Genomic DNA, 26,337 nt, shown 5'->3' with positions numbered 1-26,337 from the left:
TCGGGTGGTCTTGTATTGTCAGAAGGCTTCGAGCGGCAGCGCTGTCACCGAGGCGGCACCGTCGACGATGGCGTCGCGCTGGCCCGGCACGCGGGTCAGGATGTGCTCGGCATAGAAGCGCGCAGTGGCGATCTTGGCCTGCATGAAGGCCGGATCTTCGCCACGGTGCTGCTCGGCCGCGAGCAGGCCGCGCGCCAGTTGCCAGCCCGCCACCAGGTTGCCGGCCAGCAGCAGGTAGGGCACGGAGCCGGCGTAGACCGCGTTGGGGTCGCTGCGGCTCGCGCCCGCGATGAAGTCCACCACCTCGGCGAAGGCCTGGCGCGCGGCGGCCAGCCGGCGCGCCACGGCCTGGGCGTCGGCGCTGCCGCTGGCGGCGAGCTCTGCCTCGGTCGCCTCCACCTGGGCGGCGATGGCCTTGGCGCCCTTGCCCCCATCGCGCGCGGTCTTGCGGCCCACGAGGTCGTTGGCCTGGATCGCGGTCGTGCCCTCGTAGATCGGCAGGATGCGCGCATCGCGGTAGAACTGCGCCGCGCCCGTTTCCTCGATGAAGCCCATGCCGCCGTGCACCTGCACGCCCAGCGAGGTCACCTCCAGGCTCATCTCGGTGCTGTAGCCCTTGACCAGCGGCACCATGAACTCGTAGAAGGCCTGGTTGTCCTTGCGCACCTGGGCGTCGGGATGGTGGTGGGCGGCGTCGTACGCTGCAGCCGCCACGCTGGCCATGGCGCGGCAGCCCTCGGTCAACGCGCGCATGGTCATCAGCATGCGGCGCACGTCGGGGTGGTGGACGATGGAGGCGCTGCCGGCCACGCTGCCGTCCACCGGGCGGCTCTGCACGCGGTCCTTGGCGAAGGCGGCAGCCTTCTGGTAGGCGCTCTCGGCCACCGCGATGCCCTGCACGCCCACGGCGTAGCGCGCCGCGTTCATCATGATGAACATGTATTCGAGGCCGCGGTTTTCCTCGCCGACCAGCTCGCCGATGGCCCCCTCGCCCGCGTCGCCGAACTGCAGCACGGCGGTGGGGCTGGCCTTGATGCCCAGCTTGTGCTCGATGCTCACGCAGCGCACGTCGTTGCGCTGGCCCGGCGAGCCGTCGGCGTTCACGAGGAACTTGGGCGCCACGAACAGGCTGATGCCCTTGACGCCCTCGGGCGCGCCCTGCACGCGGGCCAGCACCAGGTGGACGATGTTGTCCGCCATGTCGTGCTCGCCGTAGGTGATGAAGATCTTGGTGCCGAAGAGCTTGTAGCGCCCGTCGGGCAGGGGCTCGGCGCGCGTGCGCACCAGGGCCAGGTCGCTGCCGGCCTGCGGCTCGGTCAGGTTCATGGTGCCGGTCCACTCGCCGCTGACGAGCCGTTCCAGGTAGGTGGCCTGGAGCTGCTCGCTGCCGGCCGTCAGCAGCGCCTCGATGGCGCCGTCCGTCAGCAGCGGGCACAGCGCGAAGCTCAGGTTGGCCGAATTCAGCATCTCGCCGCAGGCCGCGCCGATGGTCTTGGGCAGGCCCTGGCCGCCGAAGTCGGCCGGGTGCTGCAGGCCCTGCCACCCGCCCGCTGCGAACTGCTTGAACGCATCCTTGAAGCCCGGAGTGGTGGTCACCACGCCGTCGCTCCAGGCCGAGGGGTTGCGGTCGCCGGCTTCGTTCAGCGGCGCCACCACGTCCTGGTTGAAGCGGGCCGACTCTTCGAGCACGGCCTGCGCCGTCTCCAGGCCCGCGTCCTCGAAGCCCGGCAGCTGCGCGATCTCGTCGATGCGCGCCAGGTGGCGGATGTTGAACAGCATGTCCTTCAGCGGCGCGGTGTAGGCCATCCGAATCTCCTCGTTCTGTCTTCTGAAATGAAAAAGGGCATCGCGCTGCGATGCCCTTGCACTGGACCGTGGGGGCTCAGGTCCTCACAGGGCCTTGACCAGTTCCGGCACGGCGACGAACAGGTCCGCCTCCAGTCCGTAGTCGGCCACCGAGAAGATCGGTGCCTCGGGGTCCTTGTTGATGGCCACGATGACCTTGCTGTCCTTCATGCCGGCCAGATGCTGGATCGCGCCCGAGATGCCGGCTGCGATGTACAGCTGCGGTGCCACGATCTTGCCGGTCTGGCCGACCTGCAGGTCGTTGGGGGCGTAGCCTGCGTCCACGGCCGCGCGGCTGGCGCCGATGGCCGCGCCCAGCTTGTCGGCCAGCGGGGTCATGACTTCGGTGAACTTCTCGGCGCTGCCCAGGGCACGGCCACCGGAGACGATGATCTTGGCCGCCGTCAGTTCCGGGCGCTCGCTCTTGGCGATCTCCGAGCCGACGAAGCTGCTCTTGTCGCTGGCTGCCACGGCCGACAGGCTTTCGACGGCAGCGGAGCCACCCGTGGCGGCTGCAGCGTCGAAGCCGGTGCCGCGCACGGTGATGACCTTGACGCTGTCGCCGCTCTGCACGGTGGCGATCGCGTTGCCGGCGTAGATCGGGCGCTCGAAGGTGTCGGGGCCGTCGACCTTGGTGATGTCGCTGATCTGGCTCACGTCCAGCTTGGCGGCCACGCGCGGGGCGACGTTCTTGCCGCTGGCGGTGGCCGGGAACAGGATGTGGCTGTAGTTGCCGGCGATGGCCAGCACCTGGGCGGCCACGTTCTCGGCCAGGCCGTGGCCCAGGCCGGCGCCGTCGGCGAGCAGCACCTTGGCCACGCCGGCGATCTGCGCGGCAGCCTTGGCGGCTTCGCCAGCGTTCTCGCCGGCGACCAGCACGTGCACATCGCCACCACAGGCGACGGCGGCGGTGACGGTGTTCAGGGTGGCGCTCTTGACGGAGGCGTTGTCGTGTTCAGCGATGACGAGGATGGTCATGTTCTTGTTCTCCTTCAGATGACCTTGGCTTCGGTCTTGAGCTTGGCGACCAGCGTGGCCACATCGGGCACCTTGATGCCGGCGCTGCGCTTGGGCGGCTCGGAGACCTTCAGCGTCTTGAGCTTGCTGGCCACGTCCACGCCCAGGTCCTCGGGCTTGAAGGTGTCCAGCTGCTTCTTCTTGGCCTTCATGATGTTGGGCAGCGTGACGTAGCGCGGCTCGTTCAGGCGCAGGTCGGTGGTGATGACGGCGGGCGTGGACAGCTCCAGCGTCTCCAGGCCGCCGTCGACCTCGCGCGTGACCTTGACCTTGTCGCCAGCCACTTCGACCTTGCTGGCGAAGGTGGCCTGCGGCAGGTCGGCCAGGGCCGCCAGCATCTGGCCGGTCTGGTTGGCGTCGTCGTCGATGGCCTGCTTGCCGAGGATGATGAGGCCGGGCTGTTCCTTGTCGACCAGGGCCTTGAGCAGCTTGGCCACGGCCAGGGGTTGCAGCTCGGCGTCGGTCTGGACCAGGATGGCGCGGTCGGCGCCGATGGCCATGGCGGTGCGCAGGGTTTCCTGGCACTGCTGCACGCCGCAGGACACGGCGATGACTTCGGTGACCACGCCCTTTTCCTTCAGGCGCACGGCTTCTTCGACGGCGATCTCGTCGAACGGGTTCATGCTCATCTTGACGTTGGCGATGTCGACGCCGCTGCCGTCGGACTTCACGCGGACCTTCACGTTGTAGTCGACCACGCGCTTGACGGGAACCAGGACCTTCATTGATGCGACTCCTCTTTCATTTGCTGCTTGCGCAGGCTGCAGGAACAAAAACTGCCGGATTCTAGTGCGCGCCCCTGCCGGGACACCCCCGGCAAAGACACCGGCGGGACAGTGGAAACACCTGCGCGCCCGCAGGCCCCCGCACGCGCCCACGCGCGCACGCAGCCGCCGTGCCTTGCCCTGTAGGGCTGCACGCCGGCCCTGTGTCGGACCGTTGCCGAAGATGCCTGCGGTCACAGGCACTTCAGCGTGGGGCACTGCCATTGCAACTATGCTGTGCGCTCCGTCATCACGAGCACAACGCACCGAAACAAGAATGCGCTCCACCCTCCCCCCTTCCCCCGTCGTCGTCATCACCGGCGCCTCCAGCGGCATCGGCCGTGCCACCGCCCTGGCCTTCGCGCAGCAGCGTGCGCGGCTGGTGCTGGCGGCACGCGGCACCGAAGCCCTGGAGCGCGTGGCCGCGCAATGCGCCCGGTTCGGCGCCCAGGCCATCGCCGTGCCCACCGACGTCACCGACGCCAAGGCCGTGCGCGCACTGGCCGGTGCGGCGCTGCGGCGCTTCGGCGGCATCGACGTCTGGATCAACAACGTGGGCGTGGGCGCCGTGGGCCGCTTCGAGGCCACGCCCATGGAAGCGCACCGCCGCGTGGTCGAGGCCAACCTGCTCGGCCACATGCATGGCGCCCATGCGGTGCTGCCGCATTTCCGCAGCCAGGGCAGCGGCGTGCTGATCAACATGATCTCGCTGGGCGGCTGGGTCGCCACGCCCTACGCCGGCGCCTACACGGCCAGCAAGTTCGGCCTGCGCGGCTGGTCGGCCGCGCTGCGGGCGGAGCTGTCGGACCTGCCGGGCGTGCAGGTCTGCGATGTCTGCCCCACCTTCGTCGACACGCCGGGCCTGCGCCACGGTGCCAACTACACCGGGCGCAAGCTCGCGCCACCGCCGCCGTTGGTCGATCCGGATGCCGTGGCCAGCGCCATCGTGCGGCTGGCACGCCGGCCGCGGCCCACGCTGTGGCTGGGCTCGGCTGCGCTGGCCGGCCGGCTGGCCCAGGCGGCGGCGCCGGCTACCACGGGCCGCATCGGCAAGTGGATGGCCGACCGTGCGCTGGCCCGCGCCCAGCGCACGCCCATCTCGCAAGGCAACCTGTTCGACGCCTCGCGCCATCCGGCCGTGCACGGCGGCTTCCGGCCCGAACCCAAGCCCAAAAACAAGCTGGCGCTGGGCCTTGGACTTGCCGTGCTGGGCGCCGTGGCGCTCGGCGTGCTGCTGGCCACGCAGGACCGCGACCGCAGCTGAGTCAATAGAGCGGCAGGTCGATGCGCGCAGTCAGCGGCACGGCCGTGACGGCCTCGCTGCTGGCCACGAGCACGGTGCGCTGGCGCGCCGCGCCGATGGTGGCCAGTGCATCCCACAGGCAGCGCACCGAACCCTGGTCCAGCGCGGCGGTGGGTTCGTCCAGCAGCAGCACCGGCCAGCGCCCGGCCAGCCCGGCGGCCAACCACACCTTGCGCCTGGAGCCGGTGGACAGCATGTACAGCGACTTCTCCAGGTGCGGCGCCAGGCCGAAGCCCTCGACCAGCGCATCGCGCAAGGCCATGTCGGGATCGGCCCCGGCCAGCTGCGCCAGGCAGGCGTGGCCCGTCATCTGGTCGAACTGCTGCGTGGCCGGATCGACAAAGAACAGCTGCGCGCGGTAGCGTTCCGGCGCATCGGCCAGCACCGCGTCGCCGATCTGCAGGCGGCCGGCATCGGCGGCCTGCACGCCCGCCAGCAGCCGCAGCAGCAGGCTCTTGCCCGCGCCCGTGTCGCCGTGCAGCAGCGTGATGCCAGGGCCGATGCGGGCCGACCAGCCGGCGATCAGCGGCGCCTCGCCCGCCGCATCCGGAAAGGCGAAGCGCAGGCCCTGGATGTCGATCACAGGCCGACCGTGTCGAACTCGCGGTAGCTGTCGGCCAGCCAGGTCTTCACGCGCTGGCGGTCCAGCAGGCCCAGCCCGCCGCCGGAGGTGGTCGCCTTCCAGAAGCTGCTGCTGGCGCCGTCGATCTTGAGCAGCGCACTCTCGTTGAGCTTCTTGATCTGCACCACCTTGGCGCCCAGCGCCTCGGCGCGCTGCTGCTGGCCGGACTGCTCGAGTGCCGAGAAATCGCTGCCGCGCACCTGGTTGCGCACCAGCACGTAGCGCAGGCCTTCGCCGAAGCGGTCGAGCAGCTTGCCCAGCAGGTCGGCCGAGTCCTTGCCGGCGTCCATCACATGCCAGTAGTGCAGCTGGATGCCCTCGTCGGCCGCCACGGCCAGCAGGCTGGCCTCCTCCATCCACTGGGCCAGCGTCTCGTGCGTCTGCGCGGCCAGGTCGACCAGCACGCGGCGCTCGGGCTGCTCCACCGCGGCCTCGACGATGGCGTCCAGCGCCTCGGTGCGGTCCATGGCCACGGGCGCGGAATAGTCTGCGTAGAAGCGCAGCAGCGCGCCGTGCGAGCGGTCGGTGTCGAAGGCGGTGAACGGCAGCTGCCGGTCGATGCAGTACTGCGCGAGCAGGCGCGATGTCAGCGACTTGCCGACGCCGCCCTTCTCGCCGCCGATGAAATGGATGTTTGCCATGTGTGGACTCCCTGGGATGTTGTGTGGATGCGCACCCGGCGCGGGGTGCAGCGGCCCATGGTAGCCGCAGCCGGCCACGCGGCAGGTGGCGTTACAGGTCGGCCAGCACGCGGATGTGCGCCTCCACGCTGCGCGCCAGCGCGCCCAGGTGGTAGCCGCCTTCCAGGCAGCTCACGATGCGGCCCTTGGCATGGCGGCGCGCGATGTCCTTGATGCAGGCGGTGATCCACACATAGTCCTGCTCGACCAGGCCGAGCTGGCCCATGTCGTCCTCGCGGTGCGCGTCGAAGCCGGCGCTGATGAAGACCATCTCGGGCCTGTGCGCCTCCAGCCGCGGCAGCCAGAGCATGTCGATCATCTCGCGCACGTCCATGCCGCGCGTGTAGGCCGGCACGGGCAGGTTCACGAGGTTGTCGGCCTGCCGGTGCTTCCAGTCCATCGGATAGAACGGGTGCTGGTAGAAGCTGGCCATCAGGATGCGCGGGTCGCCGGCCACGATGTCCTCGGTGCCGTTGCCGTGGTGCACGTCGAAGTCGACGATGGCCACGCGCGACAGGCCATGCCGCTCCAGTGCGTAGCGCGCGGCGATCGCCACGTTGTTGAAGAAGCAGAAGCCCATGGCCTGGTCGCGGCAGGCGTGGTGGCCGGGCGGGCGCACGGCGCAGAAGGCGTTCTCCAGCTCACCGCCGATCACCGCGTCGGTGGCCGCCAGCGCGGCACCGGCAGCCCGCAGCGCGGCATTCCAGGTGTGCACGTTCATGCTGGTGTCGGGATCGATCTGCGCGTGCGCGGGACCGCCTGCCACGATCTGCTCCTGCAGGTTGTCGGTCATGCCGCGGATGGCGGCCACGTGCATGCGGCCGTGCGCCAGTTCCAGGTCGCCGACCGTGGCCAGCGGGGCCTCGCGCCGGTCGAGCGCGTCGCCCACCCCCGAGACGAGCAGGCGGTCCTCGATGGCGTCGAGCCGCTCGGGGCATTCCGGATGGCCCGGGCCCATCTCGTGCTTCCAACAATCGCGGTGGCTGAAGTATCCCGTCTGGTTCACGGCTGTCGTCTCTCTCGCAATTGTTTTCGGGTAAGGTCTCGCGATGATCGTACAAGAGAAAGTCAAGGACCTCTTGCGCCAGCTCAACGGCGTGATCGTGGGCAAGGAGGCCCAGGTCCAGGATTGCGTGGCATGCCTGCTGGCGGGCGGCCACCTGCTGATCGAGGACGTGCCTGGCGTGGGCAAGACCACGCTGGCCCATGCGCTGGCGCGCACCTTCGGCCTGCAGTTCTCGCGCGTGCAGTTCACCTCCGACCTGATGCCCTCCGACCTATCGGGCGTCTCGGTCTACGAACGCGGCAAGGAGGCCTTCGTCTTCCACCCCGGCCCGCTGTTCGCGCAGATCCTCCTGGCCGACGAGATCAACCGCGCCAGCCCCAAGACGCAGAGCGCGCTGCTCGAGGCCATGGAGGAGAAGCAGGTGACGGTCGAGGGCGCCACGCGGCCGCTGCCGCGCCCCTTCTTCGTCATCGCCACGCAGAATCCGCAGGACCAGCTCGGCACGTTCGCGCTGCCCGAGTCGCAGCTGGACCGCTTCCTCATGCGCATCTCCATCGGCTACCCCGACCGCGCGGCCGAACGCCTGCTGCTGGCCGGCGAAGACCGGCGCGCACTCGTCGACGCCCTGCCCGCGCTGCTGACGGCCGCGCAGCTGCAGGCGCTGCAGCAGCAGGTGCTGCAGGTGCACGTGGCGCCGCCACTGGTCGAGTACGTGCAGGACCTGATCGCCGCCACGCGCTCGGGCCGCTGGTTCCTGCAGGGGCTGTCGCCGCGCGCCGGCATCGCCGTCGTGCGCGCGGCCAAGGCCCAGGCCCTGCTGGCCGGGCGCGACTACGTGGCGCCGGACGACGTGCAGGCCATCCTGCCGCAGACCGTGGCGCACCGGCTCGTGCCCGTCGGCGACGCGGGCCGCGGCGCGGTGGAGCAGGTGCGCGCCATGGTCGAGGCCGTCCCGCTGCCGTGAGCTGGACGGCACGCCTGAACCCCCTGCGGCCCTGGCGCGGTGCCATGCAGCGCTGGTGGGAGGCACGGCTGCCGCGCAGCGACCAGATGCTGCTGACCCAGCGCAACATCTACATCCTGCCCACGCGCGCCGGCCTGATGCTGGGCGCCACCGTGCTCGTGCTGTTGCTGGCATCCATCAACTACCAGCTGAACCTGGGCTACCTGCTCACGTTCCTGCTGGCCGGCTGCGCGCTGGTCGGCATGCACGTGGGCCACGCCACGCTGCGCGGCCTGCAGCTGCACCTGCTGCCGCCCGAGCCGCAGTTCCTAGGCAGCGGCAGCACGCTCACGCTGGAGCTGGCCAGCACGCGCAAGACCCCTCGGCATGGCATCGCCGCCAGCCTGCTGGACACCGCCAGGCAGGCCTTCGTGGACGTGCCCGCGGGCGGCCGCAGCCAGGTGCACGTGGCCTTCTCGCCGGCACGGCGCGGCCTGCACCCCATCCCCACGCTGACGCTGGAGACCCGCTTCCCGATGGGCGCCTTCCGCGTCTGGACCCTGTGGCGCCCGGCCGCCCAGGTGCTGGTCTACCCGCAACCCGAAGCGCACCCGCCACCGCTGCCCGCGGGCGAGCCGCATGCCGCAGGCGCCATGGCGCGCCAGGCCGCCAGCACGGGCGAATTCGACGGCGTGCGCGCCTACCGCCGCGGCGACCCGCTCAAGCTGGTGGTCTGGAAGAAGGCCGCCAAGGCCGGCGAGCTGGTCAGCCGCGACAGCCAGCAGGCGCAGCGCCACACGCTCTGGCTGGACGCGGCCCTGGCCCAGCTGCCCGACAGCGAGCAGCGCCTGGCGCGCCTGTGCGCCTGGGTGCTGCAGGCCGACAGGCTGGCGCTGGAATACGGCCTGCGCGTACCCGGCATGGAGGTGCCGCCCGCCAGCGGCGAGGCCCACAGGCGGCGCTGCCTGGAGGCATTGGCGCTGTGCTGAGCCGTCTCGTGCCCCGGCGCCTCGCGGGCGAGCTGCCGCGCGACGGCCGCGACACGCTGTTCCTGCTGGCCGTGATCGGCTGGATCCTGCTGCCGCAGGTGGCGCGGCTGCCGCTGTGGTGCAGCCTCCTGGCCGGCGCTGTGCTGCTGTGGCGCGGCTGGATCGCGCTCGGCGCGCGGCCCCTGCCCTCGCGCTGGTGGCTGGCGGCGCTGCTGGCGCTGACGCTGGGCCTCACGCTCATGAGCCACCGCACGCTGCTGGGCCGCGACGCCGGCGTCACGTTGCTGGTCTCGCTGCTGGCGCTCAAGACGCTGGAGCTGCGCGCACGGCGCGACGCCTTCGTGGTGTTCTTCCTGGGCTTCTTCACGATGCTCACGAACTTCTTCTTCTCGCAGTCGCTGGTCACCGCGGCGGCCATGCTGGTCGGCCTGCTGGGCCTGCTGACGGCGCTGGTCAACGCCCACATGCCGGTGGGCCGGCCACCGCTGGCGGAATCGGCCCGCCACGCCCTGCGCATGGCCACCGTGGGCGCGCCCATCATGCTGGTGCTGTTCCTGCTGTTCCCGCGGCTGGCGCCGCTGTGGGGCATCCCGAGCGACGCCATGAGCGGGCGCAGCGGCCTGTCCTCCACCATGGAGGTCGGCAACCTCGCCAGCCTGGCGCTGGACGACAGCATCGCCATGCGCATCCGCTTCGACGGCCAGCCGCCGCTGCAGGGCGAGCTGTACTTCCGCGGGCCGGTGCTGTCGGAGTTCGACGGCCGCCAGTGGCGCCAGGGCCGCGGCGACTACAGCTTCAACACCCCGCCCCAGCGCAACCTGCAGCTGAACGGCGCGCCGACCGCCTACGAGGTCACGCTGGAGCCGCACAACCGGCCCTGGCTGCTGCTGCTGGACGTGGCCTCGCGCCGGCCCGAACTCGCCGGCCTGCAGGCCCTGCAGACGCAGGACCTGGCCTGGCTGGCCAACCGGCCCATCACCGACCTCGTGCGCTACCGCGCCCAGAGCCACACCGATTTCCGCTACGGACCGCAGCGCCGCACGGCCGAGCTGCAGGCCGACCTGCAGCTGCCACCGGGCCGCAATCCGCGCACGCTGGCGCTGGCCGCCGAGCTGCGGCGCGACCCGCGCTACGCCGAGGCCGGCAGCGCTGTGCTGGTGGCCGCGGCGCTGGAGCGCCTGCGCACGGGCGGCTACAGCTACACGCTGGAGCCCGGCGTCTATGGCGAGCACACAGCCGACGAGTTCTGGTTCGACCGCAAGGAGGGCTTTTGCGAGCACATCGCCTCGGCCTTCGTGGTGCTGATGCGTGCCCTGGACGTGCCGGCCCGCATCGTCACCGGCTACCAGGGCGGCGAGATGAATGCCGTGGACGGCTACTGGACCGTGCGCCAGAGCGATGCCCATGCCTGGACCGAGGTCTGGCACGCCGGCCAGGGCTGGGTGCGCGTGGACCCCACCGGCGCCGTGGCGCCGGGCCGCATCGGCAGCCTGCAGCGGCTGCGCGCGCCGCAGGGTGCCTTCGCCACGGCGGTGGGCAACGTCAACCCCAACGTCGCGGCCCAGCTCCGCGCGGCCTGGGAGGCCGTCAACAACCGCTGGAACCAGTGGGTGCTGAACTACACGCAGAGCCGCCAGCTGGACCTGCTGCGCGCGCTGGGCTTCGACGCGCCCGACTGGCAGGACCTGGGCCGACTGCTCGCCGCGCTGCTGGTGCTGGCCAGCCTGGGCGGTGTCGGCTGGACGCTGTGGGAGCGGCGCCAGCACGATCCCTGGCTGCGCCTGTTGCACCAGGCACGCGAGCGCCTGCGCGCCGCCGGCCTGGCCGTGCCGCCGCAGGCGGCGCCGCGGCAGCTAGCCCTGCTGCTTGTACAGTTGCCGGCTGCCGCGGCCGGGCCGCAGCAGCTGGCGCCCTTGCGCGACTGGCTGCTGCGCCTGGAGGCGCAGCGCTATGCACGCGGGCCGGCCCTGGAACTGGCCACGCTGCGGCGCGAGTACCGACGCCTGCCCTGGCCCACCCCAACATCCCCCGCATGAACCGCCTGCTCCGATCCAGCCTCGCGCCATTCGCGCCACTCGCGCCACTCGCACTCCTGGCCGCCGCCCTGCTCGCCACCCCCGCGCACGCCCAATCCACGGCTCCCAGCAAGAAGCGCCCCGCCGCCAAGGCCGCCGCCCCCGCCCCCGGCCCGCTCTACGCCACCCGGCCCGAGGTGCTGCGCGCGGCCGACGACATCGCCACGCGCCGCGACCTGGACCGCGAATGGGTGCGCCAGGCCATCGGCCAGGCCCGGCTGCTGCCGCAGGTGCAGCGGCTCATGACGCCGGCGCCCAGCGGCACGCCCAAGAACTGGCGCGTCTACCGCAGCCGCTTCGTCGAGCCGATCCGCATCCGCGCCGGCGTGCGCTTCTGGCAGGAGCACCGCGAGGCCCTGGCGCGCGCCGAGCGCGAATACGGCGTGCCGGCCGAGATCATCGTGGGCATCGTCGGCGTCGAGTCCATCTACGGCCAGCAGATGGGCGGCTTCAACGTCATCGACGCCGTGACCACGCTGGCCTTCGACTTCCCGAAGGCGCACCCGCGCGCGGCCGAGCGCAGCGCGTTCTTCCTGGGCGAGCTCGAGCAGCTGCTGAGCCTGTCGCAACGCACCGGCGTGGACCCGCATGCCTGGCGCGGCAGCTACGCGGGCGCCATGGGCATGCCGCAGTTCATGCCGTCCAGCTGGGTGCGCTACGCGGTGGACTTCGACGGCGATGGCCGCATCGACCTGTTCGGCAGCGTGGACGACGTGATCGGCTCGGTCGCCAACTACTTCAAGGCCTTCGGCTGGAAGACCGGCATGCCGGCCACCTACCCGGTCGGCTTCACCGCGCAGGCGGACATGGACACGCTGCTGGCACCCGACATCCTGCCCAGCTTCGGCGTGGAGAGCTTCACGGCCAAGGGCGCGGTGCTGCAGGGCGAGGCGCTGGCGCACACGGGGCCGCTGGCGCTGGTCGAACTGCAGAACGGCGCCGAGCCGGCCCAGTACGTGGCCGGCACCGAGAACTTCTACGTGATCACGCGCTACAACTGGTCCAGCTACTACGCGATGGCGGTGCTGGAACTCGGGCAGGCGGTGCGCGAGGCGCTGGACCGCTGAGCCGGGTTCAGCTGCGCACCATCGAGAACGCGCGCAGGTCGTTGCCCGGCACCCCATCCACGTCGCGCCAGCGCAGATACAGCCAGCGCAGGTTGCGGTACAGCAGCGGATTGGGCGACAGCGAGGGGCCGCCACCCACGCGCCGCTCGATCCAGTCGCGCGAGTAGAAGGTGGTCTTGGTGAGGATCGAGCGCAGGCTGGCGCGCAGCATGGCCTCGTGCAGGTCGCCGTGGCGCACGCCGATGGCGATGTACTCGAAGTAGTTGAGGATGTAGCGCAGCGCCTCCTCGTCGTCGCCGGCAATGCCCTGCGTCGGGTCGGCATCGGGGTCGCGCGTGCGCAGTGGATGGTGCGCCTCGTAGGCGCCGAAGAACTTGTTGACGCGGTCGGCGCGCTCCATGTAGGTGGCCGACAGGCGCGACTGCAGCAGCGTGTTGACGGTGTGCTGCTTGACCGAATTGCGGATCGAGGTCCAGGCCGTGGTGATCCAGCCGATCACGGCCAGCCAGGCCGCCAGCAGCACCACGATCTGCTGCTTGTCCAGCGCCTCGGCCGGCGCCGTGCGGCGCAGCCAGGCATGCCACCAGAAGAACACGGCCAAGGAAATCAGTGCCGCAAAAAACAAAAGGCCCAGCACGAAGCTGGGCCTCCAGAACGACGGATCGCCCTTATGCGAAGCCATCGCCTTCCGTGAAGCATCTTGCCATGTGACCTCCTTGCGGTTGCACTGCCATGGTCCCGGGAAGCGGAACCATCAGGCTTCGCAGGGCCGGTGGAGCCACCGTTCTGCGCCGAAACAGTATGCCATAGCTGGTGGCAACCCCAGGGCCTTCAAGGCGGGGGGCTGGCCTGCTCGAAGCGGTCCAGCCGGCGCAGGCCGCCGAAGGCTGCGGCCCAGGTGCCGACCACGGCCAGCGTGCAGATTCCACCGGCCAGGGCGGCCCCGACCGGCCCCAGCCAGGCTGCGCTGGTGCCGGCGCGGAACTCGCCCAGCTCGTTGGACGAGCCGATGAACAGCATGTTGACCGCCTGCACCCGCCCGCGCATGGCGTCCGGCGTGGAGAACTGCACCAGCGCCCCGCGGATGTAGACGCTGACCATGTCGGCCATGCCGGCCACCAGCAGCGCCGCGAACGACAGCCAGAACCAGTGCGACAGCGCGAACACCAGGTTGGCCACGCCGAACACCGCCACCGCGCCGAACATGGTCGCGCCCACGCGCCGGTTCAGGGGCCGCGCGCTCAGGTACAGCCCCATGCCGACTTCGCCCACCGCCATCGCGCTGCGCAGCGCACCCAGCCCCTGCGGCCCCACGTGCAGCACCTCGTGCGCATAGATCGGCAGCAGTGCCACCACGCCGCCCAGCAGCACGGCGAACAGGTCCAGCGAGATGCAGCCCAGGATCACGGGCCGCGAGCGGATGAAGCCGATGCCCTCGGCAAAGCGCGTCCAGATCGTGCCGCCCACGACGCGCGGCCCGGCATGCACCACCGTCACGTAGCGCAGCAGGATGGCCCCGAGCACGAAGCAGCCCAGGCACACCAGGTAGGTGAGTTCGCCGCCGCCCACCGCATACAGCAGCCCGCCCAGGAAGGGGCCGGTGATGGTGGCGCTGCGCATCAGCATGCTGTTGACCGCGATCGCCTGGGCCAGCTGCGCGCGCGGCACGATCTGCGGCAGCAGGCTTTGCAGCGCCGGCCCGGCGAAGGCGCGCGCGCAGCCGTACAGCACCAGCACGCCGTAGATGGACGAGACGCCCGCCAGTCCATGGCCCGACAGCCACCACAGCAGCGCGCTGCACAGCGCCGAGACCACCCAGCTGGCGGCCAGGATGGGCCGGCGCGCGAAGCGGTCCATGAGGTCGCCGGCCGGCAGCAGCAGGCACAGCATCGGGATGAACTGCGCCAGGCCCACATAGGCCAGAGCCAGCGGTTCGCGCGTGAGGTCGTAGACCTGCCAGGCCACGACCACCGCCTGCACCTGGGTGGCCAGCACGGCGGCCACGCGCGCGGCCATGAAGGCACGCATGCCCGGATGCCGCAGCACATGCCGTGCGGCGGATGGGGGAGAAGGGGAAGCGCTCACGGCGTGGCCAAAAGAAAAAGCGCCCGGACAGGCGCCTTCGGAAAAGCGTCGGCATTCTAGGCGGCTGCCGATCCGCCCACGGTGCCGCCGTGCATGCCGCCATGCCGGCCGTGGCGCTGCACGCCATGGTGCACGGCCGCACGGCGCGCGTGCATGCGCCCGGCTCCATGCAGCACGGCGGCGCACGCCGCCCGCCCCTGCGCCGCGCACCGCGCTGGGCGCGCCACAATGCACATGGCACCGATATTGCTGAACCCCGCCATCTTGCCCTGGAGGAATCCACCAACATGACCCAACGCCGTCCCCTGATCCTCGCCGCCGCAGCCGCCGCAGTCACTGCCATGGGCCTGCCGCACACCGCCATCGCCCAGCAGGCCAAGCTCAAGGTGGCCGCGGTCTACACCGTGCCCTTCGAGCAGCAATGGGTGGGCCGCATCCACAAGGCGCTCAAGGCTGCCGAGGCGCGCGGCGAGATCGAATACAAGGCCACCGAGAACGTGGCCAACGCCGACTACGAGCGCGTGATGCGCGAGTACGCCACGGCCGGCAACCAGTTCATCGTGGGCGAGGCCTTCGCGGTCGAGGCCGCGGCCCGCAAGGTGGCCAAGGACTTCCCCAAGACCATGTTCCTGATGGGCAGCTCGGGCAAGCCGCAGGCGCCCAACTTCAGCGTGTTCGACAACTACATCCAGGAGCCCGCCTACCTCACCGGCATGGTGGCCGGCGGCATGACCAAGAGCAACAAGATCGGCCTGGTCGGCGGCTTCCCGATCCCCGAGGTCAACCGGCTCATGAACGCCTTCATGGCCGGCGCGAAGGAGATCAACCCCAAGGTCGAGTTCAGCGTGAGCTTCATCAACAGCTGGTTCGATCCGCCCAAGGCCAAGGAAGCCGCCTTCGCCATGGTCGACAAGGGCGCGGACGTGCTCTACGCCGAGCGCTTCGGCGTCAGCGACGCGGCCAAGGAACGCAAGGTGCTGGCCATCGGCAACGTGATCGACACCCAGGCCCAGTACCCCGACACCGTGGTCGTCTCGGCGCTGTGGAACATGGAGCCCTCGATCGACCGCGCGCTCAAGCTCGTGCGCGAGGGCCAGTTCAAGCCCGAGGACTACGGCGTCTACTCGCACATGCAGCACAAGGGCTCGGCGCTCTCGCCGCTCGGCACCTTCGAGAAGAAGATCCCGGCCGACCTGGTGGCCAAGGTGCGCGCGCGCGAGGCCGAGATCCTGGCCGGCAAGTACACGGTCAAGATCGACGACGGCCAGCCCAAGTCCACGGCCAAGTGAGCAAGGGCCGATGAGCGTCGAAGCGCCGATGGTGCTGCGCCTGCAGGGCATCACCAAGCGCTTCGGCAGCCTGGTTGCCAACGACGGCATCTCGCTGGACCTGCGCCAGGGCGAGGTGCTGGCCCTGCTGGGCGAGAACGGCGCCGGCAAGTCCACGCTGATGTCCATCCTGTTCGGCCATTACACCGCCGACGCCGGCCGCATCGAGGTGTTCGGCCGCGTGCTTGCGCCCGGCAACCCGCGCGCGGCGCTCGCGGCCGGCGTGGGCATGGTGCACCAGCACTTCGCGCTGGCCGACAACCTGAGCGTGCTCGACAACATCATCCTGGGCACCGAGCCGCTGTGGCGCCCGGTGTCGCGCCGCGCCGCCGCACGCGCGCACCTGCTCGACGTGGCGCAGCGCTTCGGCCTGCCGGTCGACGCGGACGCGCGGGTGGGCGACCTGTCGGTGGGCGAGCGCCAGCGCGTGGAGATCCTCAAGGCGCTGTACCGCGGCGCGCGCATCCTGATCCTGGACGAGCCCACGGCCGTGCTGACGCCGCAGGAGAGCGAGCAGCTGTTCGGCACGCTGGCCGAAATGGTCGCCCAGGGCCTGGCCATCGTCTTCATCAGCCACAAGCTCGGCGAGGTGCTGCGCGTGTCGCACCGCGTGGCCGTGCTGCGCCATGGCAAGCTCGTGGCCGAGGGCCGCACCGCCGATTGCGACCAAGCCCAGCTGGCACGCTGGATGGTCGGCCATGCCGTGCAGCAGCGCGAGCGACAGCCCGCGCAGCGGGTCGGCGCCGTGGTCTGCGAACTGACGAACGTGCACACCGCCGGCCACGGCAACGACCGCCTGCGCGACCTGTGCCTGACCCTGCGCGCCGGCGAGATCACCGCGATCGCCGGCGTGTCCGGCAACGGCCAGGCCGCGCTGGCCGAGCTGCTGACCGGCATGCGCCCCGCCACCGCCGGCACGGCGACGCTGCAAGGCCGGCCGCTGCCGCAGACGCCAGGCGGGCTCGTCCAGCAGGGCGTGGCGCGGATCCCGGAAGACCGGCACGGCACGGGCGTGGTCGGCGACCTGCCGCAGTGGGAGAACGCCGTGTCCGAACGGCTGCGCACGCCCACCTTCTCGCGCGCGCTGGCCGGCCTGCGCTGGATCCGCCAGCGTGCCGCCACGGCGCAGGCCCAGCGCATCATGGAAACCTTCGACGTGCGCGGCGGCGGCCTGCACACCTCTGCCCGGTCGCTGTCGGGCGGCAACATGCAGAAACTCATCCTGGGCAGGGCGCTGTTGCCGGCGGCCGACGCGGCATGCCCCGCCGCCGGGCCGCCCCAAGGCGGGGCAGCCCCCTCGGGGGGCAGCGAACCACGCGCAGCGGGGAGCGTGGGGGCCACGGTCTCCGTTCCGGCCCTCATCGTCGTGCACCAGCCCACCTGGGGCCTGGACATCGGCGCCGTCGCCTTCGTGCAGCAGCAGCTGATCGCCGCGCGCGACGCCGGTGCCGCGCTGCTGCTGATCTCCGACGACCTCGACGAGGTGCTGACGCTGGGCGACCGCGTGGCCGTCATGCACGCCGGCCACCTGGGCCCGGCGCGGCCGGCCGAACAATGGACGCGCGAGGCCATCGGCCTGGCGATGGCCGGCAGCGCGGAGGTGACGGCATGAGGCTGGAACGTCGCCACGAAGTCTCGCGCGGCGCGCTGCTGCTGGCACCCGTGGGCGCGGTCGCGTTCACGCTGCTCGTGGCCGCGCTGCTGGTGCTGTGGGCCGGCGCGCCCGTCGCGCGCACCTACGGCCTGTTGCTGGCCGGCGGCTTCGGCTCGGTGTTCGCCTGGAGCGAAACGCTCACCCGCGCCATCCCGCTGATCCTGACCGGCCTGGCCGCCACCGTGGCCTTCAAGGCCCGGCTGTTCAACATCGGTGCCGAGGGCCAGCTCTATGCCGGCGCCATCGCCGCCGTGGCTGTCGGCGGCATGCACGGCGGCACCGGACTCGCATGGCCGGTGTGGGTGCTGTTCCCGCTCATGATGGCGGCCGCGGCGCTGGCCGGCGCGCTGCTGCTGCTGGGCCCCGCGCTCATGAAGAACAAGCTGGGCGTGGACGAGGTCGTCACCACGCTGCTGTTCAACTTCATCATGCTGCTGGCTGTCGGCGCGCTGCTCGACGGCCCCATGAAGGACCCGCTGGCCATGGGCTGGCCGCAGAGCGTGGCGCTGCAGGGCGAACTGGAGCTGTCCAAGCTCATCGCGCAGACGCGCGTGCACACCGGGCTGCTGTGGGGCCTGGTGCTGGCCGTGCTGGTGTGGGCGATCTTCCGCTTCACGGTGCTGGGCTTCGACATCCGCGCGCTGGGCGCCAATGCGCGCGCTGCGGCCTTCGCCGGCGTGCCCGTCACGCGCACGGTGGTGCTCACGGCCCTGCTGTCGGGCGCGCTGGCCGGCCTGGCCGGCGCCATTGAGGTCGCGGGCCGCACCGGCTACGTGACGCTGGACATGTCGCCCAACTATGGCTACGCCGGCATCGTGATCGCCATGCTGGCCGGCCTGCACCCGCTGGGCGTGGTCGCCTCGGCCGTCTTCGTGGCTGGCGTGCTGGTGGGCGCCGACACCATGAGCCGTGCCGTGGGCGTGCCGACCTACATCGCCGACGTGATCGTGGCCACCGCGCTGCTCGCGGTGCTGGTGGCCACGCTGCTGACGCAGTACAGGGTCCGCCGATGAGCGACATCCTGGACATCCTGGCCAACAGCGCCTTCTGGGTCGCGGTGCTGCGCATCGCCTCGCCGCTGATCCTCGGCACGCTGGGCGTGCTGCTGTGCGAGCGCGCCGGCGTGCTCAACCTGGGCATCGAGGGCATCATGGTCGCAGGCGCCTTCGCCGGCTGGCTGGCCGTTTATCTGGGCTGGCCGCTCTGGATCGGCGTGGCCGTCGCGGCGCTCACGGGCGCGGTGTTCGGCCTGCTGCATGCGTTCCTGACCGTGGGGCTGGCGCTGTCGCAGCACGTCTCGGGCCTGGGCATCACCATGCTGGCCACGGCGCTGTCGTACTACGGCTACCGCGTGAGCTTTCCCAAGGTCACGACGCCACCCACGGTCACGCCGTTCGCGCCCATGGACTGGCTGCCGATCCCGGTGCTGAACGCGCAGACCCCGCTCACGCTGCTGGCACTGCTGCTGGTGCCGCTGATCGCCTATGGGCTCTACCGCACGCCGGCGGGCCTGGCGCTGCGCATGGTCGGCGAGAACCCGCAGGCCGCCGAAGGCCAGGGCCTGTCGGTGGCGCGCACGCGCACGGCCGCCATCGTGGCGGGCTCGGCGCTGATGGGCGTGGCGGGCAGCTTCCTCACGCTGTCGGCCTTCAACGCCTTCTTCTTCAACATGGTCAACGGCCGCGGCTGGATCTGCGTGGCGCTGGTGGTGTTCGCCTCGTGGCGGCCCGGCAAGGCGCTGCTGGGCGCGCTGCTGTTCGCGTTCTTCGATGCGCTGCAGCTGCGGTTGCAGCAATCGGGCGATGCCGTGCTGCCCTACCAGCTGTACCTGATGCTGCCCTACGTGCTGTCCATCCTGGCGCTCATCGTGGTGGCGCGCAAGGCAGCGTATCCGCAGGCGCTCATGAAGCCCTACCGCAAGGGCGAGCGTTAGGAGCTGCCGGGCGGGGCCCGCCATCGCGGGGACAATCGGCGGCATGCCCCATGCCGTCTCCCTCTTGCGTGCCGCGCGGCTCACGCACAGCGTCAAGCCCTTCCTCGCACGCCGCGGCTCGCGCAGCCCGCGCTGCGCCGGCTGCCGGCTGTTGCCCAGCCACTGCATCTGCAGCCTGCGGCCCGTGGTGCCCACGCACGCCGGCATGTGCCTGCTGATGGCCGACATCGAGCCGCTCAAGCCCAGCAACACGGGCTGGCTGATCGCCGACATGGTGGCCGACACGTTCGCGTTCACCTGGGCGCGCACCGCCGTCGACCCGGCCCTGCTGGCGCTGCTGGCCGACCCGCAGTGGCAGCCGTATGTGGTGTTCCCGGGCGAATATGCGGCGCCCGAGCGCGTGGTGCATGCCGTGCGGCCGGACCCGGCCGCGCCGGCCCGGCGCCCGCTGTTCGTGCTGCTGGACGGCACCTGGTCCGAGGCCCGCAAGATGTTCGGCAAGAGCCCCTACCTGGCCGCCCTGCCCGTGCTGAGCCTGGAGCCCGACCGGGCCTCGGAGTACAAGCTGCGCCGCTCGCGCCGCAACGACCACTTCTGCACCAGCGAGGTGGCCGCGCTGTGCCTGGCACTGGCCGGCGAGGCGCGGGCGGCCCAAACCCTGGACGCCTACCTGGACGTGTTCACCCACCACTACCTGCAGGCGCGCAACCAGCAGCCCGTGGACCGGGACAGCCCCGCGCACCAGCGGCTGCGCGAGGCCGTCGCGGCCACCGAGGCGTCAGCCGCGCTGGCCTGAAGGCGGCAGCAAGGCCTTGGCCGCCTCGATGCGCAAGGCCATGGGCACGCTTTCGTCGTCCATCACCCGGCGCAGGAAGCGCACGGCCTCGCCGCCCGCCGCCTCCAGCACCTGCGGCACGTCCAAGGCTCTCGGCAACTTCGGCACCTGGGGCTGAACCGCAGGCGCAGCCCGCGGTGCCGGCGTGCCCAGGGCCTGCAGTGCCGCGTCGAATGCCGCCTTCTTCGTGACCGCGATGCCGCGCAGCAGGTTGGCCTGGCCTTCCTCGTTGGGCGGGATGTCGAGCCAGGGCGTGTCGCCAAAGACCGGCGCGAGGTCCGGTGCGACGAAGGCCGACCAGTTGCCGGTGTCGGCCTGCGCCGCGGGCACCGGCTGCGCCTGCCGCTGCAGGTCCGGCGTGGGCAGCAGGCGCACGCGCCGCGCGTCGACATCGGGCAGGAAGCGTTGCCGCAAACCCTTCAGGAAGGCATGCGCCTGCGCGGCGGCCACCGGCTCGGCCAGCGAGAACCACAGCTGCAGGGCGTCGGTCCCCGACACCGCGATGGCCGGGGCCGGCAGGTCCAGCTCGGCCTGCACGCCCTGCCAGACGCGCGAGAGCACCTCCCAGTCCGGCGTGCGCGCAAGTTCCATGACCAGCGCGCGCACCGTGCCGTCCGGCCCGGCCAGGCTGGGGGGCGGGGTTTCGGCGCCCGCCGGGACGGGCGGGCGGGTGAGGTACAGGCGCTGGAGTTCGGCGGGCAGTTTGTGCATGGCGGGGGCGAGCTTACGCGCTGTGCCCCTGCCCGTCCCCCACCGCATCGCCTCGTGCCAGCGGCAGCCCGGCAATGTCCATGCGCGCGCGCAGCACCTGGCCGTGCGTGGAGTCGGTCACGTAGAGCGTGCGCCGGTCCGCGCCGCCGAACGCGAGGTTGGTGATGGAGGCGCCGGCCGCGCCGCGCAGCACCTCGACCGGCTCGGCCCGGCCGTTCAGCACCCAGACATGGCCCAGCCCCGGGTTGGCGACCAGCACCCTGCCCTGCGCGTCGACAGCCAGGCCATCGGGGCCGCTCGGGCCGTAGGAGGTGAAGAACTGGCCGACCTTGGCCACGCTGCCGTCGGCCAGCAGCGGCACGCGCCAGACGCAGTTGCCGCGCGTGACGGCCAGGTACAGCAGCTTGCCGTCGGGCGACAGCGCCACGCCGTTGGGGCTGGGCACATTGCCCAGCAGCAGGTCGAGCTGGCCGCCGGGCCGCAGCCGGTACAGCCGCCCCGTGGGGTCGTGCAGGCCGGTCTGGCCCTGGTCGGTGAAGTAGAGGTTGCCGGCCGCGTCGAACACCATGTCGTTGACGCCCTTGAAGCGTTCGGAGTTGCGGCGCTGCAGGTGCGGGGTGACGGTGCCGGTCGCCACGTCCAGCCGCATCAGGCCGTTCTTGTAGTCGGTGACGAGCAGCGTGCGTGCGTCCAGGAACTTCAGGCCGTTGGGCTCGCCGTCGTACTCGGCCACCAGCGACCACTGGCCTGCCGTGTCGATGCGGAACACGCGTCCCCAGGGGATGTCGCTCACATAGAGGTTGCCGGCCGCGTCGAACACCGGGCCCTCGAGGAAGGAGTCGGTGGCGGCGCCGCCGCGGTTGGCGTCGGCCCAGTCGCTGCGCTCGGCGCGGCGGAACGTGGCGGGCATGGCGGTGAAGAGCTCCAGGTCGCGGACCTGGGGTGCTTGCAGCAGATACATCAGGAGTCTCCAGAAAAGCCGTAGAGCCGGGCCGGGTTGCCGACGAGGATGCCGTGCAGCACCGTATCCGATGCGCACCAGGCGTGCAGCACGTCGAGCAGCGCCGCGTCGTCGACCGTACCCGGCGCCTCGGTGGTGTGCGGCCAGTCGCTGCCCCAGAGCATGCGTTCGGGCGCGGCCTGCACGAAGGCCTGGCCCAGGGCGCGGACATCGCCGTAGGCCGGCCCGCCCTCGCGCGAGCGCATGTAGACGCCCGAGAGCTTGATCCAGGTGCGGCCGGCGTCCAGCAGCCGGCGCAGCACGCCGAAGGCCGGGCTGGCCGGGCCTTCGGCGGGTTCGATGCGGCCCAGGTGGTCGATGACCAAGGGCGCGGGCAGGCGGGCCAGCAGCGCCTGCATCGCGACGATCTGGTCGGGCTCGGCCAGCAGCTGGATGTGCCAGCCCCGCCGCGCGGCCTTGCGCGCCAGCGTGTCCAGCATCTGCGGCGTGGTCGTGCCCCAGGACTGCGGCGAGACGAAGTTCACGCGCAGGCCGCAGACGCCGCGCGCGGCCAGCCGGTCGAGTTCGGGCTCTGCCACCTCGGCATCGACCACGGCCACGCCGCGTGCCGCGGCCCCCAGTTGCGCCAGCGCGTCCAGCGTGCAGGCGTTGTCCGTGCCGTAGGTGGACGGCGTGACCACCACCGTGCGCTGCGTGCCCAGCCGCTGCTGCAGCAGCCGGTAGGCGGCCACCTCGGCCCGGGGCGGCGTGCGCAGCCAGTGCGGCGACGGCGCGAAGCGCGGGTCCAGGATGTGCATGTGGCTGTCGCAGGCGCCGGCGGGCAGCGCCCGCGCGGGCCGGTTCACGCCCGCGGAGTGCGGGGCGGCGATGGGCGTGGCGGCCACACCGTCAATCCAGCTTGATGCCGCCCTTGCGCACCACCTCGGCCCACTTGGCGTCTTCCTTCTTGAGGAAGGCCGCGAACTCGGCCGGCGTGGAACCCGCGGGCTGCGTGCCCATGTCGACGAAGCGCTGTTTGACCTCGTCCTCGGCCATGACCTCGACCAGCGCCTTGTGCAGAGCGTCGATCGTGGCGGCCGGCACGCCCGCGGGCAGCAGCAGGCCATGCCATTCGTAGGCCTCGTAGCCGGGCAGCACGGTCTCGGCCACCGTGGGCACGTTCGGCAGGCGCTTGCTGCGCTCGGGCGAGGACACGGCCAGCGCGCGCAGCTTGCCGGATTCCACCAGCGGCGAGGCCGCGGCCACCGTGGCGAACATGAAGTCGACCTGGCCGCCGGTCACGTCGACGATGGCCGGGCCGCCGCTCTTGTAGCCCACGTGCACCATGTCCAGGGCGAGCTTCTGGCGCAGCAGTTCGGAGGCCAGGCGCTGCACCGTGCCGCTGCCGCCCGAGGCGTAGTTGAGCTTGCCGGGCTGGGCCTTGGCGCGGGCCACGAGATCCTTGACGTCCTTGATCGGCGAATCGCCCTTGACGATCAGCACGTTGGGCGCCAGCGCCACCAGCGCCAGCGGCTGCAGCGCATCGGCCGCGTACGGCATCTTGGGGAACAGGTGCGGGTTGATCGAGTACGGCGTCGCGTCGTAGAGCATCGTCGTGCCATCCGGCTTGGCCTTGGCCACATAGCTTTCGCCGATGGTGCCGCTGGCGCCCGCGCGGTTGTCCACGATCACGCTGGTGCCGAGTTTGGTGCCCAGGCGCTGGGCCAGCACGCGGGCCAGTGCGTCGGCCGCGCCGCCGGGCGCGTAGGGCACGACGATGGTGACGGTCTTGTCGGTGAACTGGGCGTGCGCGGCCACGCTGGCGACGAGCGCGCAGGCGGCCAGCAGGCGTTGCAAGGTCTTCTTCATGGTCAGGGTCTCCTGGTCTTCGATGGGGTTGGGGCGCGGTCGTTCACTCGGCCTTGAGGTCGAGTTCGCGCGCCAGTTGGCTGTAATCGCGCACCTCGCGCTGCAGTTGCTCGGCGAACGGCGCGCCGCAGGTGCCTTGCGCCTGCATGCCCATGCCGCGCAGCTTGTCCACGGTGGCCGGCGCCTGCACGAAGTCCTGCGCCGCGCGTTCGAGCCGGGCCAGCACCGCGGCCGGCGTGCCGGCCGGGGCCAGCAGGCCGTACCAGGCGTCGGCGCTGTAGCCCTTCACGCCGGCCTCCTCGAAGGTCGGCACGCCCGGCAGCAGCGGCGAGCGCTGGGGCGCGGCCACGGCCAGCGCCGTGAGCTTGCCCGACTGCACCTGCGGCAGCACCGAGCCCAGCGTGGCGAACGAGCTGTCCACCTGCCCGCCGATGAGATCGGTCACGGCCTGGGCCGCGCCCTTGTAGGGGATGTGGTTCATCGCCGTGCCCGTCAGCCGCGTGAACTGCGCGCTGGCGAAATGGCCCGAGCTGCCGCTGCCCGGCGTGGCATAGGTGCGCTTGCCCGGCTCGGCCTTGACCTGCTGCAGGAAGGCCGCCAGCGTCTTGACCGGCATCGCCGGGCCGACCGCCAGCACCGTGGGGCTGACGGCGAGCGTGCAGACCGGCGCGAACGACTTGACGGCATCGAACTTCACGCGGCTGCTGTAGAGCGCCGGGATCATGGTGTGGTTGGTCGCGCCCAGCAGCAGCGTGTAGCCGTCGGCCGGGGCGCTGGCCACGGCCTCGGCCGCCAGGATGGTGTTGGCACCGGGCTTGTTGTCCACGATGACGGGCTGGCCGAGCTGGCGCGCCGCATGGTCGGCGAAGGCGCGCGCGACCACGTCGGTGGGGCCGCCGGCGGAAAAGCCCACCACGATGCGCACGGGCTTGGCGGGCCAGGCCGCGGGTGCGGACTGGGCCGACGCCGCCGCCGCGCCGGCCAGCAGGCAGGCGCCTGCGCCCCAGCGCGCGAGGCTGCGGACGGGCGGCCTCATGCGGCCACCCGCTGCTGCGCCAGCACGGCCAGGATGTTCTGCGCGGCCGCCACGCCCATGTTGACGTAGGCGTCGCTGGTCACGCCGCCGATGTGCGGGCTCAGCACGATGTTCTTCTCGCCCTGGAACGGGTGGCCGGCGACCATGGGCTCGACGGCGAAGCTGTCCAGTCCCGCGCTGGCCACCTGGCCCGAACGGACGGCGGCCAGCAGCGCGGCTTCGTCGACGAGGCCACCGCGCGCGGTGTTGACGAGGATCACGCCGCGCTTGCATTGGGCCAGCGTGTCGGCGTTGAGCAGGCCGCGGTTCTCTTCCGTCAGCGGGCAGTGCAGCGAGACCGCATCGGACTCGCGCCACAGCGTCGCCAGGTCCACGCTCTGCACGTGGTCCGGCAGGTTTCTGGCGAATGGATCGAAGCCGATGACGCGCATGCCCAGCGCGTCGGCCATGCGCGCGAAACGCAGGCCGATGGCGCCCAGGCCCACCAGGCCGACCGTGCGGCCGCCGAGCTCCAGGCTCTTGTGAACAGCTTTATCCCAATGGCCGGCGTGCATGCGGGCGTCGAGCGCCACGACGGACTTGGCACAGGCCAGCAGCAAGGCCAGCGCCTGCTCGGCGACGGCCGCCGCGTTGGCCCCCGCAGCGGCCACCACCTCGATGCCGCGCGCCTTCGCCGCCACCTTGTCGATGGTGTCGGTGCCGCTGCCGTGCTTGGAGATGACCTTCAGCGAGGGCGCCGCGTCCATGACGGCCGCGCCGACCTTGCCGTAGCGCACGATGATGGCCACGGGATCGTGGGCACGGCACAGCGCGACCAGGTCTTCTTCGGTCGGCGTCTTGCCGGCATAGACGACTTCATGGCCGGCCAGCAGCGCCAGGGCCTGCGGCGCCAGGTCGGCGCCCGTCACGACGATCGCGGTGCTCACAGCGTCTCCCCTTCCTTCAGCACGCCGGCCGTGCGCAGCGCGGCCGTCAGCCATTTGGCGGCGGTGTCGCCGCCCTGGATCGCCGCGATGCGCGCGGCCTCGTCCTTGACCTTCTTGGCCGCCAGCGGCAGCAGGCCGGCCAGCTTCTCGCGCTCGACCACGACCACGCCGTCGGCATCGCCGATCACGAAGTCGCCGGGGTAGACGGTGACGCCGCCGACCGACACCGGGTGACCGATGCGCCCGCCCACGTTCTTGGTCGGGCCGTTCGGGTTGGTGCCGACGCTGAAGACGGGGTAGTCCATTTCGTCGATCTCCAGGCTGTCGCGCGCGGCGCCGTCCAGCACCACGCCGGCGATGCCCAGCTTGCGGCAGGCGTTCATCATGATGGTGCCCATGAGCGCCGAGGTCTGGTCGCCCTTGCCGTCGACGACCAGCACGTCGCCCGGCTGCGCCAGCGCGATGGCGGCGTGGATCATGAGGTTGTCGCCAGGGCGCACTTCCACGGTCAGGGCCGTGCCGGCCAGCTTCATGCGCGGGTGCAGCGGGCGGATGCGGCCATGCAGCGCGCCGCGGCGGCCGGCCACGTCGGCAAAGATGGCGGGCTGGTACTGGGCGGCCTCGCGCACGAGGTCGGCGGGAACGCGGTCGAAGCTGCGGATGATGTCGGGCAGGGACATGGTGGTCTTTCGGTCGGGTGGATGGAGGG

25 protein-coding genes are annotated in these 26,337 nt (G+C 71.5%); 10 read left to right on the top strand and 15 right to left on the bottom strand.

The features are described 5' to 3' along the window. Nucleotides 1-18 precede the first annotated feature (18 nt). The 3 genes from ASF44_RS29045 to ASF44_RS29035 all read right to left on the bottom strand — a co-directional run bounded on the left by ASF44_RS29045 (nucleotide 19) and on the right by ASF44_RS29035 (nucleotide 3,587). Nucleotides 19-1,806 (bottom strand): acyl-CoA dehydrogenase, encoded by a 1,788-nt coding sequence (locus ASF44_RS29045; protein ID WP_056902732.1) that lies wholly within the window; start codon nucleotides 1,804-1,806, stop codon nucleotides 19-21. Nucleotides 1,807-1,890: 84 nt separating this feature from the next. Next, a complete protein-coding gene (locus ASF44_RS29040) occupies nucleotides 1,891-2,823 on the bottom strand; it encodes an electron transfer flavoprotein subunit alpha/FixB family protein (RefSeq protein WP_056902731.1) in 933 nt (310 codons plus the stop codon). 14 nt (nucleotides 2,824-2,837) lie between these two features. Next, complete coding sequence (locus ASF44_RS29035; RefSeq protein WP_056902730.1) at nucleotides 2,838-3,587, bottom strand: electron transfer flavoprotein subunit beta/FixA family protein; 750 nt, start codon at nucleotides 3,585-3,587, stop codon at nucleotides 2,838-2,840. A 316-nt stretch (nucleotides 3,588-3,903) separates the two neighbouring features. Here ASF44_RS29035 and ASF44_RS29030 point away from each other — a divergent pair, with 316 nt between their 5' ends. Next, nucleotides 3,904-4,890: an SDR family oxidoreductase gene (locus tag ASF44_RS29030; protein ID WP_056902729.1), complete on the top strand. Its 987-nt coding sequence runs from the start codon at nucleotides 3,904-3,906 to the stop codon at nucleotides 4,888-4,890. Nucleotide 4,891: 1 nt separating this feature from the next. Here ASF44_RS29030 and ASF44_RS29025 read toward each other — a convergent pair whose 3' ends face one another. The 3 genes from ASF44_RS29025 to ASF44_RS29015 form a co-directional block, all read right to left on the bottom strand. Further along, a complete protein-coding gene (locus tag ASF44_RS29025; RefSeq protein WP_235579387.1) occupies nucleotides 4,892-5,512 on the bottom strand; it encodes an ATP-binding cassette domain-containing protein in 621 nt (206 codons plus the stop codon). After that, nucleotides 5,509-6,192, bottom strand: coding sequence for a hypothetical protein (locus tag ASF44_RS29020; protein WP_056902728.1), 684 nt, complete (start codon nucleotides 6,190-6,192; stop codon nucleotides 5,509-5,511). The genes ASF44_RS29025 and ASF44_RS29020 overlap by 4 nt, the downstream gene beginning before the upstream one ends. A 91-nt stretch (nucleotides 6,193-6,283) precedes the next feature. Continuing rightward, the gene (locus ASF44_RS29015; RefSeq protein WP_056902727.1) at nucleotides 6,284-7,237 is read right to left on the bottom strand and encodes a histone deacetylase family protein; all 954 of its coding nucleotides are present in this window, start codon (nucleotides 7,235-7,237) and stop codon (nucleotides 6,284-6,286) included. Nucleotides 7,238-7,280: 43 nt separating this feature from the next. Here ASF44_RS29015 and ASF44_RS29010 point away from each other — a divergent pair, with 43 nt between their 5' ends. From ASF44_RS29010 to mltB, 4 genes are read left to right on the top strand one after another with little or no spacing between them, the layout of a single operon-like run. After that, entirely contained in the window at nucleotides 7,281-8,201 is a 921-nt protein-coding gene (locus ASF44_RS29010; RefSeq protein ID WP_056902726.1) for a MoxR family ATPase, read from the top strand. A gap of 44 nt (nucleotides 8,202-8,245) precedes the next feature. After that, nucleotides 8,246-9,169 (top strand): DUF58 domain-containing protein, encoded by a 924-nt coding sequence (locus ASF44_RS29005; protein WP_082525159.1) that lies wholly within the window; start codon nucleotides 8,246-8,248, stop codon nucleotides 9,167-9,169. A gap of 8 nt (nucleotides 9,170-9,177) precedes the next feature. Beyond that, a complete protein-coding gene (locus tag ASF44_RS29000) occupies nucleotides 9,178-11,205 on the top strand; it encodes a DUF3488 and transglutaminase-like domain-containing protein (protein ID WP_235579386.1) in 2,028 nt (675 codons plus the stop codon). After that, entirely contained in the window at nucleotides 11,202-12,311 is a 1,110-nt protein-coding gene (gene mltB, locus ASF44_RS28995) for a lytic murein transglycosylase B (RefSeq protein WP_082525123.1), read from the top strand. The genes ASF44_RS29000 and mltB overlap by 4 nt, the downstream gene beginning before the upstream one ends. Before the next feature lie 7 nt (nucleotides 12,312-12,318). On the opposite strand, the gene ASF44_RS28990 is transcribed toward mltB, so the two are convergent. Next, nucleotides 12,319-12,906, bottom strand: coding sequence for a DUF4760 domain-containing protein (locus ASF44_RS28990; protein ID WP_235579407.1), 588 nt, complete (start codon nucleotides 12,904-12,906; stop codon nucleotides 12,319-12,321). Nucleotides 12,907-13,142: 236 nt separating this feature from the next. Beyond that, complete coding sequence (locus ASF44_RS28985; protein ID WP_369820967.1) at nucleotides 13,143-14,396, bottom strand: MFS transporter; 1,254 nt, start codon at nucleotides 14,394-14,396, stop codon at nucleotides 13,143-13,145. 287 nt (nucleotides 14,397-14,683) lie between these two features. On the opposite strand from ASF44_RS28985, the gene ASF44_RS28980 reads away from it, so the two are divergent. From ASF44_RS28980 to ASF44_RS28960, 5 genes are read left to right on the top strand one after another with little or no spacing between them, the layout of a single operon-like run. After that, complete coding sequence (locus tag ASF44_RS28980; protein WP_056903062.1) at nucleotides 14,684-15,685, top strand: BMP family protein; 1,002 nt, start codon at nucleotides 14,684-14,686, stop codon at nucleotides 15,683-15,685. A gap of 10 nt (nucleotides 15,686-15,695) precedes the next feature. Beyond that, nucleotides 15,696-17,336: an ABC transporter ATP-binding protein gene (locus ASF44_RS28975; RefSeq protein ID WP_056902722.1), complete on the top strand. Its 1,641-nt coding sequence runs from the start codon at nucleotides 15,696-15,698 to the stop codon at nucleotides 17,334-17,336. Then, a complete protein-coding gene (locus ASF44_RS28970) occupies nucleotides 17,333-18,391 on the top strand; it encodes an ABC transporter permease (protein ID WP_056902721.1) in 1,059 nt (352 codons plus the stop codon). The genes ASF44_RS28975 and ASF44_RS28970 overlap by 4 nt, the downstream gene beginning before the upstream one ends. Further along, nucleotides 18,388-19,311, top strand: coding sequence for an ABC transporter permease (locus ASF44_RS28965; RefSeq protein WP_056902720.1), 924 nt, complete (start codon nucleotides 18,388-18,390; stop codon nucleotides 19,309-19,311). The genes ASF44_RS28970 and ASF44_RS28965 overlap by 4 nt, the downstream gene beginning before the upstream one ends. Before the next feature lie 43 nt (nucleotides 19,312-19,354). Further along, on the top strand, nucleotides 19,355-20,107 hold the full coding sequence (locus ASF44_RS28960) for a tRNA-uridine aminocarboxypropyltransferase (protein WP_056902719.1): 753 nt from the start codon (nucleotides 19,355-19,357) through the stop codon (nucleotides 20,105-20,107). Here ASF44_RS28960 and ASF44_RS28955 read toward each other — a convergent pair. Genes ASF44_RS28955 through ASF44_RS28925 form a run of 7 tightly spaced genes read right to left on the bottom strand, consistent with a single transcriptional unit; the run spans nucleotide 20,090 to nucleotide 26,308 of the window. Beyond that, the gene (locus tag ASF44_RS28955; RefSeq protein ID WP_056902718.1) at nucleotides 20,090-20,857 is read right to left on the bottom strand and encodes a hypothetical protein; all 768 of its coding nucleotides are present in this window, start codon (nucleotides 20,855-20,857) and stop codon (nucleotides 20,090-20,092) included. The genes ASF44_RS28960 and ASF44_RS28955 overlap by 18 nt on opposite strands. Before the next feature lie 13 nt (nucleotides 20,858-20,870). After that, a complete protein-coding gene (locus tag ASF44_RS28950) occupies nucleotides 20,871-21,818 on the bottom strand; it encodes an SMP-30/gluconolactonase/LRE family protein (protein ID WP_056902717.1) in 948 nt (315 codons plus the stop codon). Then, entirely contained in the window at nucleotides 21,818-22,702 is an 885-nt protein-coding gene (locus tag ASF44_RS28945) for an amidohydrolase (RefSeq protein WP_056902716.1), read from the bottom strand. The genes ASF44_RS28950 and ASF44_RS28945 overlap by 1 nt, the downstream gene beginning before the upstream one ends. A gap of 4 nt (nucleotides 22,703-22,706) precedes the next feature. Beyond that, nucleotides 22,707-23,666 (bottom strand): tripartite tricarboxylate transporter substrate binding protein, encoded by a 960-nt coding sequence (locus tag ASF44_RS32260; RefSeq protein WP_056902715.1) that lies wholly within the window; start codon nucleotides 23,664-23,666, stop codon nucleotides 22,707-22,709. 43 nt (nucleotides 23,667-23,709) lie between these two features. Beyond that, a complete protein-coding gene (locus ASF44_RS28935; RefSeq protein ID WP_056902714.1) occupies nucleotides 23,710-24,702 on the bottom strand; it encodes a tripartite tricarboxylate transporter substrate binding protein in 993 nt (330 codons plus the stop codon). Further along, nucleotides 24,699-25,628, bottom strand: coding sequence for an NAD(P)-dependent oxidoreductase (locus ASF44_RS28930; RefSeq protein WP_235579385.1), 930 nt, complete (start codon nucleotides 25,626-25,628; stop codon nucleotides 24,699-24,701). Before ASF44_RS28930 ends, ASF44_RS28935 begins: the two co-directional genes overlap by 4 nt. Next, complete coding sequence (locus ASF44_RS28925; RefSeq protein WP_056903061.1) at nucleotides 25,625-26,308, bottom strand: RraA family protein; 684 nt, start codon at nucleotides 26,306-26,308, stop codon at nucleotides 25,625-25,627. The genes ASF44_RS28930 and ASF44_RS28925 overlap by 4 nt, the downstream gene beginning before the upstream one ends. Nucleotides 26,309-26,337 lie beyond the last annotated feature (29 nt).

This window comes from Pseudorhodoferax sp. Leaf274 (genome assembly GCF_001422445.1).
Lineage (GTDB): Bacteria > Pseudomonadota > Gammaproteobacteria > Burkholderiales > Burkholderiaceae_C > Pseudorhodoferax.
This window is presented reverse-complemented; position numbering and strand designations above follow the sequence as displayed.

Bases quoted from the DNA above. Each gene is read 5' to 3' on its own strand.
- ASF44_RS29045 (WP_056902732.1), bottom strand. From the start codon at position 1,806: ATGGCCTACACCGCGCCGCTGAAGGACATGCTGTTCAACATCCGCCAC.
- ASF44_RS29040 (WP_056902731.1), bottom strand. From the start codon at position 2,823: ATGACCATCCTCGTCATCGCTGAACACGACAACGCCTCCGTCAAGAGC.
- ASF44_RS29035 (WP_056902730.1), bottom strand. From the start codon at position 3,587: ATGAAGGTCCTGGTTCCCGTCAAGCGCGTGGTCGACTACAACGTGAAG.
- ASF44_RS29030 (WP_056902729.1), top strand. From the start codon at position 3,904: ATGCGCTCCACCCTCCCCCCTTCCCCCGTCGTCGTCATCACCGGCGCC.
- ASF44_RS29020 (WP_056902728.1), bottom strand. From the start codon at position 6,192: ATGGCAAACATCCATTTCATCGGCGGCGAGAAGGGCGGCGTCGGCAAG.
- ASF44_RS29010 (WP_056902726.1), top strand. From the start codon at position 7,281: ATGATCGTACAAGAGAAAGTCAAGGACCTCTTGCGCCAGCTCAACGGC.
- ASF44_RS29005 (WP_082525159.1), top strand. From the start codon at position 8,246: ATGCAGCGCTGGTGGGAGGCACGGCTGCCGCGCAGCGACCAGATGCTG.
- mltB (WP_082525123.1), top strand. From the start codon at position 11,202: ATGAACCGCCTGCTCCGATCCAGCCTCGCGCCATTCGCGCCACTCGCG.
- ASF44_RS28980 (WP_056903062.1), top strand. From the start codon at position 14,684: ATGACCCAACGCCGTCCCCTGATCCTCGCCGCCGCAGCCGCCGCAGTC.
- ASF44_RS28975 (WP_056902722.1), top strand. From the start codon at position 15,696: ATGAGCGTCGAAGCGCCGATGGTGCTGCGCCTGCAGGGCATCACCAAG.
- ASF44_RS28970 (WP_056902721.1), top strand. From the start codon at position 17,333: ATGAGGCTGGAACGTCGCCACGAAGTCTCGCGCGGCGCGCTGCTGCTG.
- ASF44_RS28965 (WP_056902720.1), top strand. From the start codon at position 18,388: ATGAGCGACATCCTGGACATCCTGGCCAACAGCGCCTTCTGGGTCGCG.
- ASF44_RS28960 (WP_056902719.1), top strand. From the start codon at position 19,355: ATGCCCCATGCCGTCTCCCTCTTGCGTGCCGCGCGGCTCACGCACAGC.
- ASF44_RS28955 (WP_056902718.1), bottom strand. From the start codon at position 20,857: ATGCACAAACTGCCCGCCGAACTCCAGCGCCTGTACCTCACCCGCCCG.
- ASF44_RS28950 (WP_056902717.1), bottom strand. From the start codon at position 21,818: ATGTATCTGCTGCAAGCACCCCAGGTCCGCGACCTGGAGCTCTTCACC.
- ASF44_RS32260 (WP_056902715.1), bottom strand. From the start codon at position 23,666: ATGAAGAAGACCTTGCAACGCCTGCTGGCCGCCTGCGCGCTCGTCGCC.
- ASF44_RS28935 (WP_056902714.1), bottom strand. From the start codon at position 24,702: ATGAGGCCGCCCGTCCGCAGCCTCGCGCGCTGGGGCGCAGGCGCCTGC.
- ASF44_RS28925 (WP_056903061.1), bottom strand. From the start codon at position 26,308: ATGTCCCTGCCCGACATCATCCGCAGCTTCGACCGCGTTCCCGCCGAC.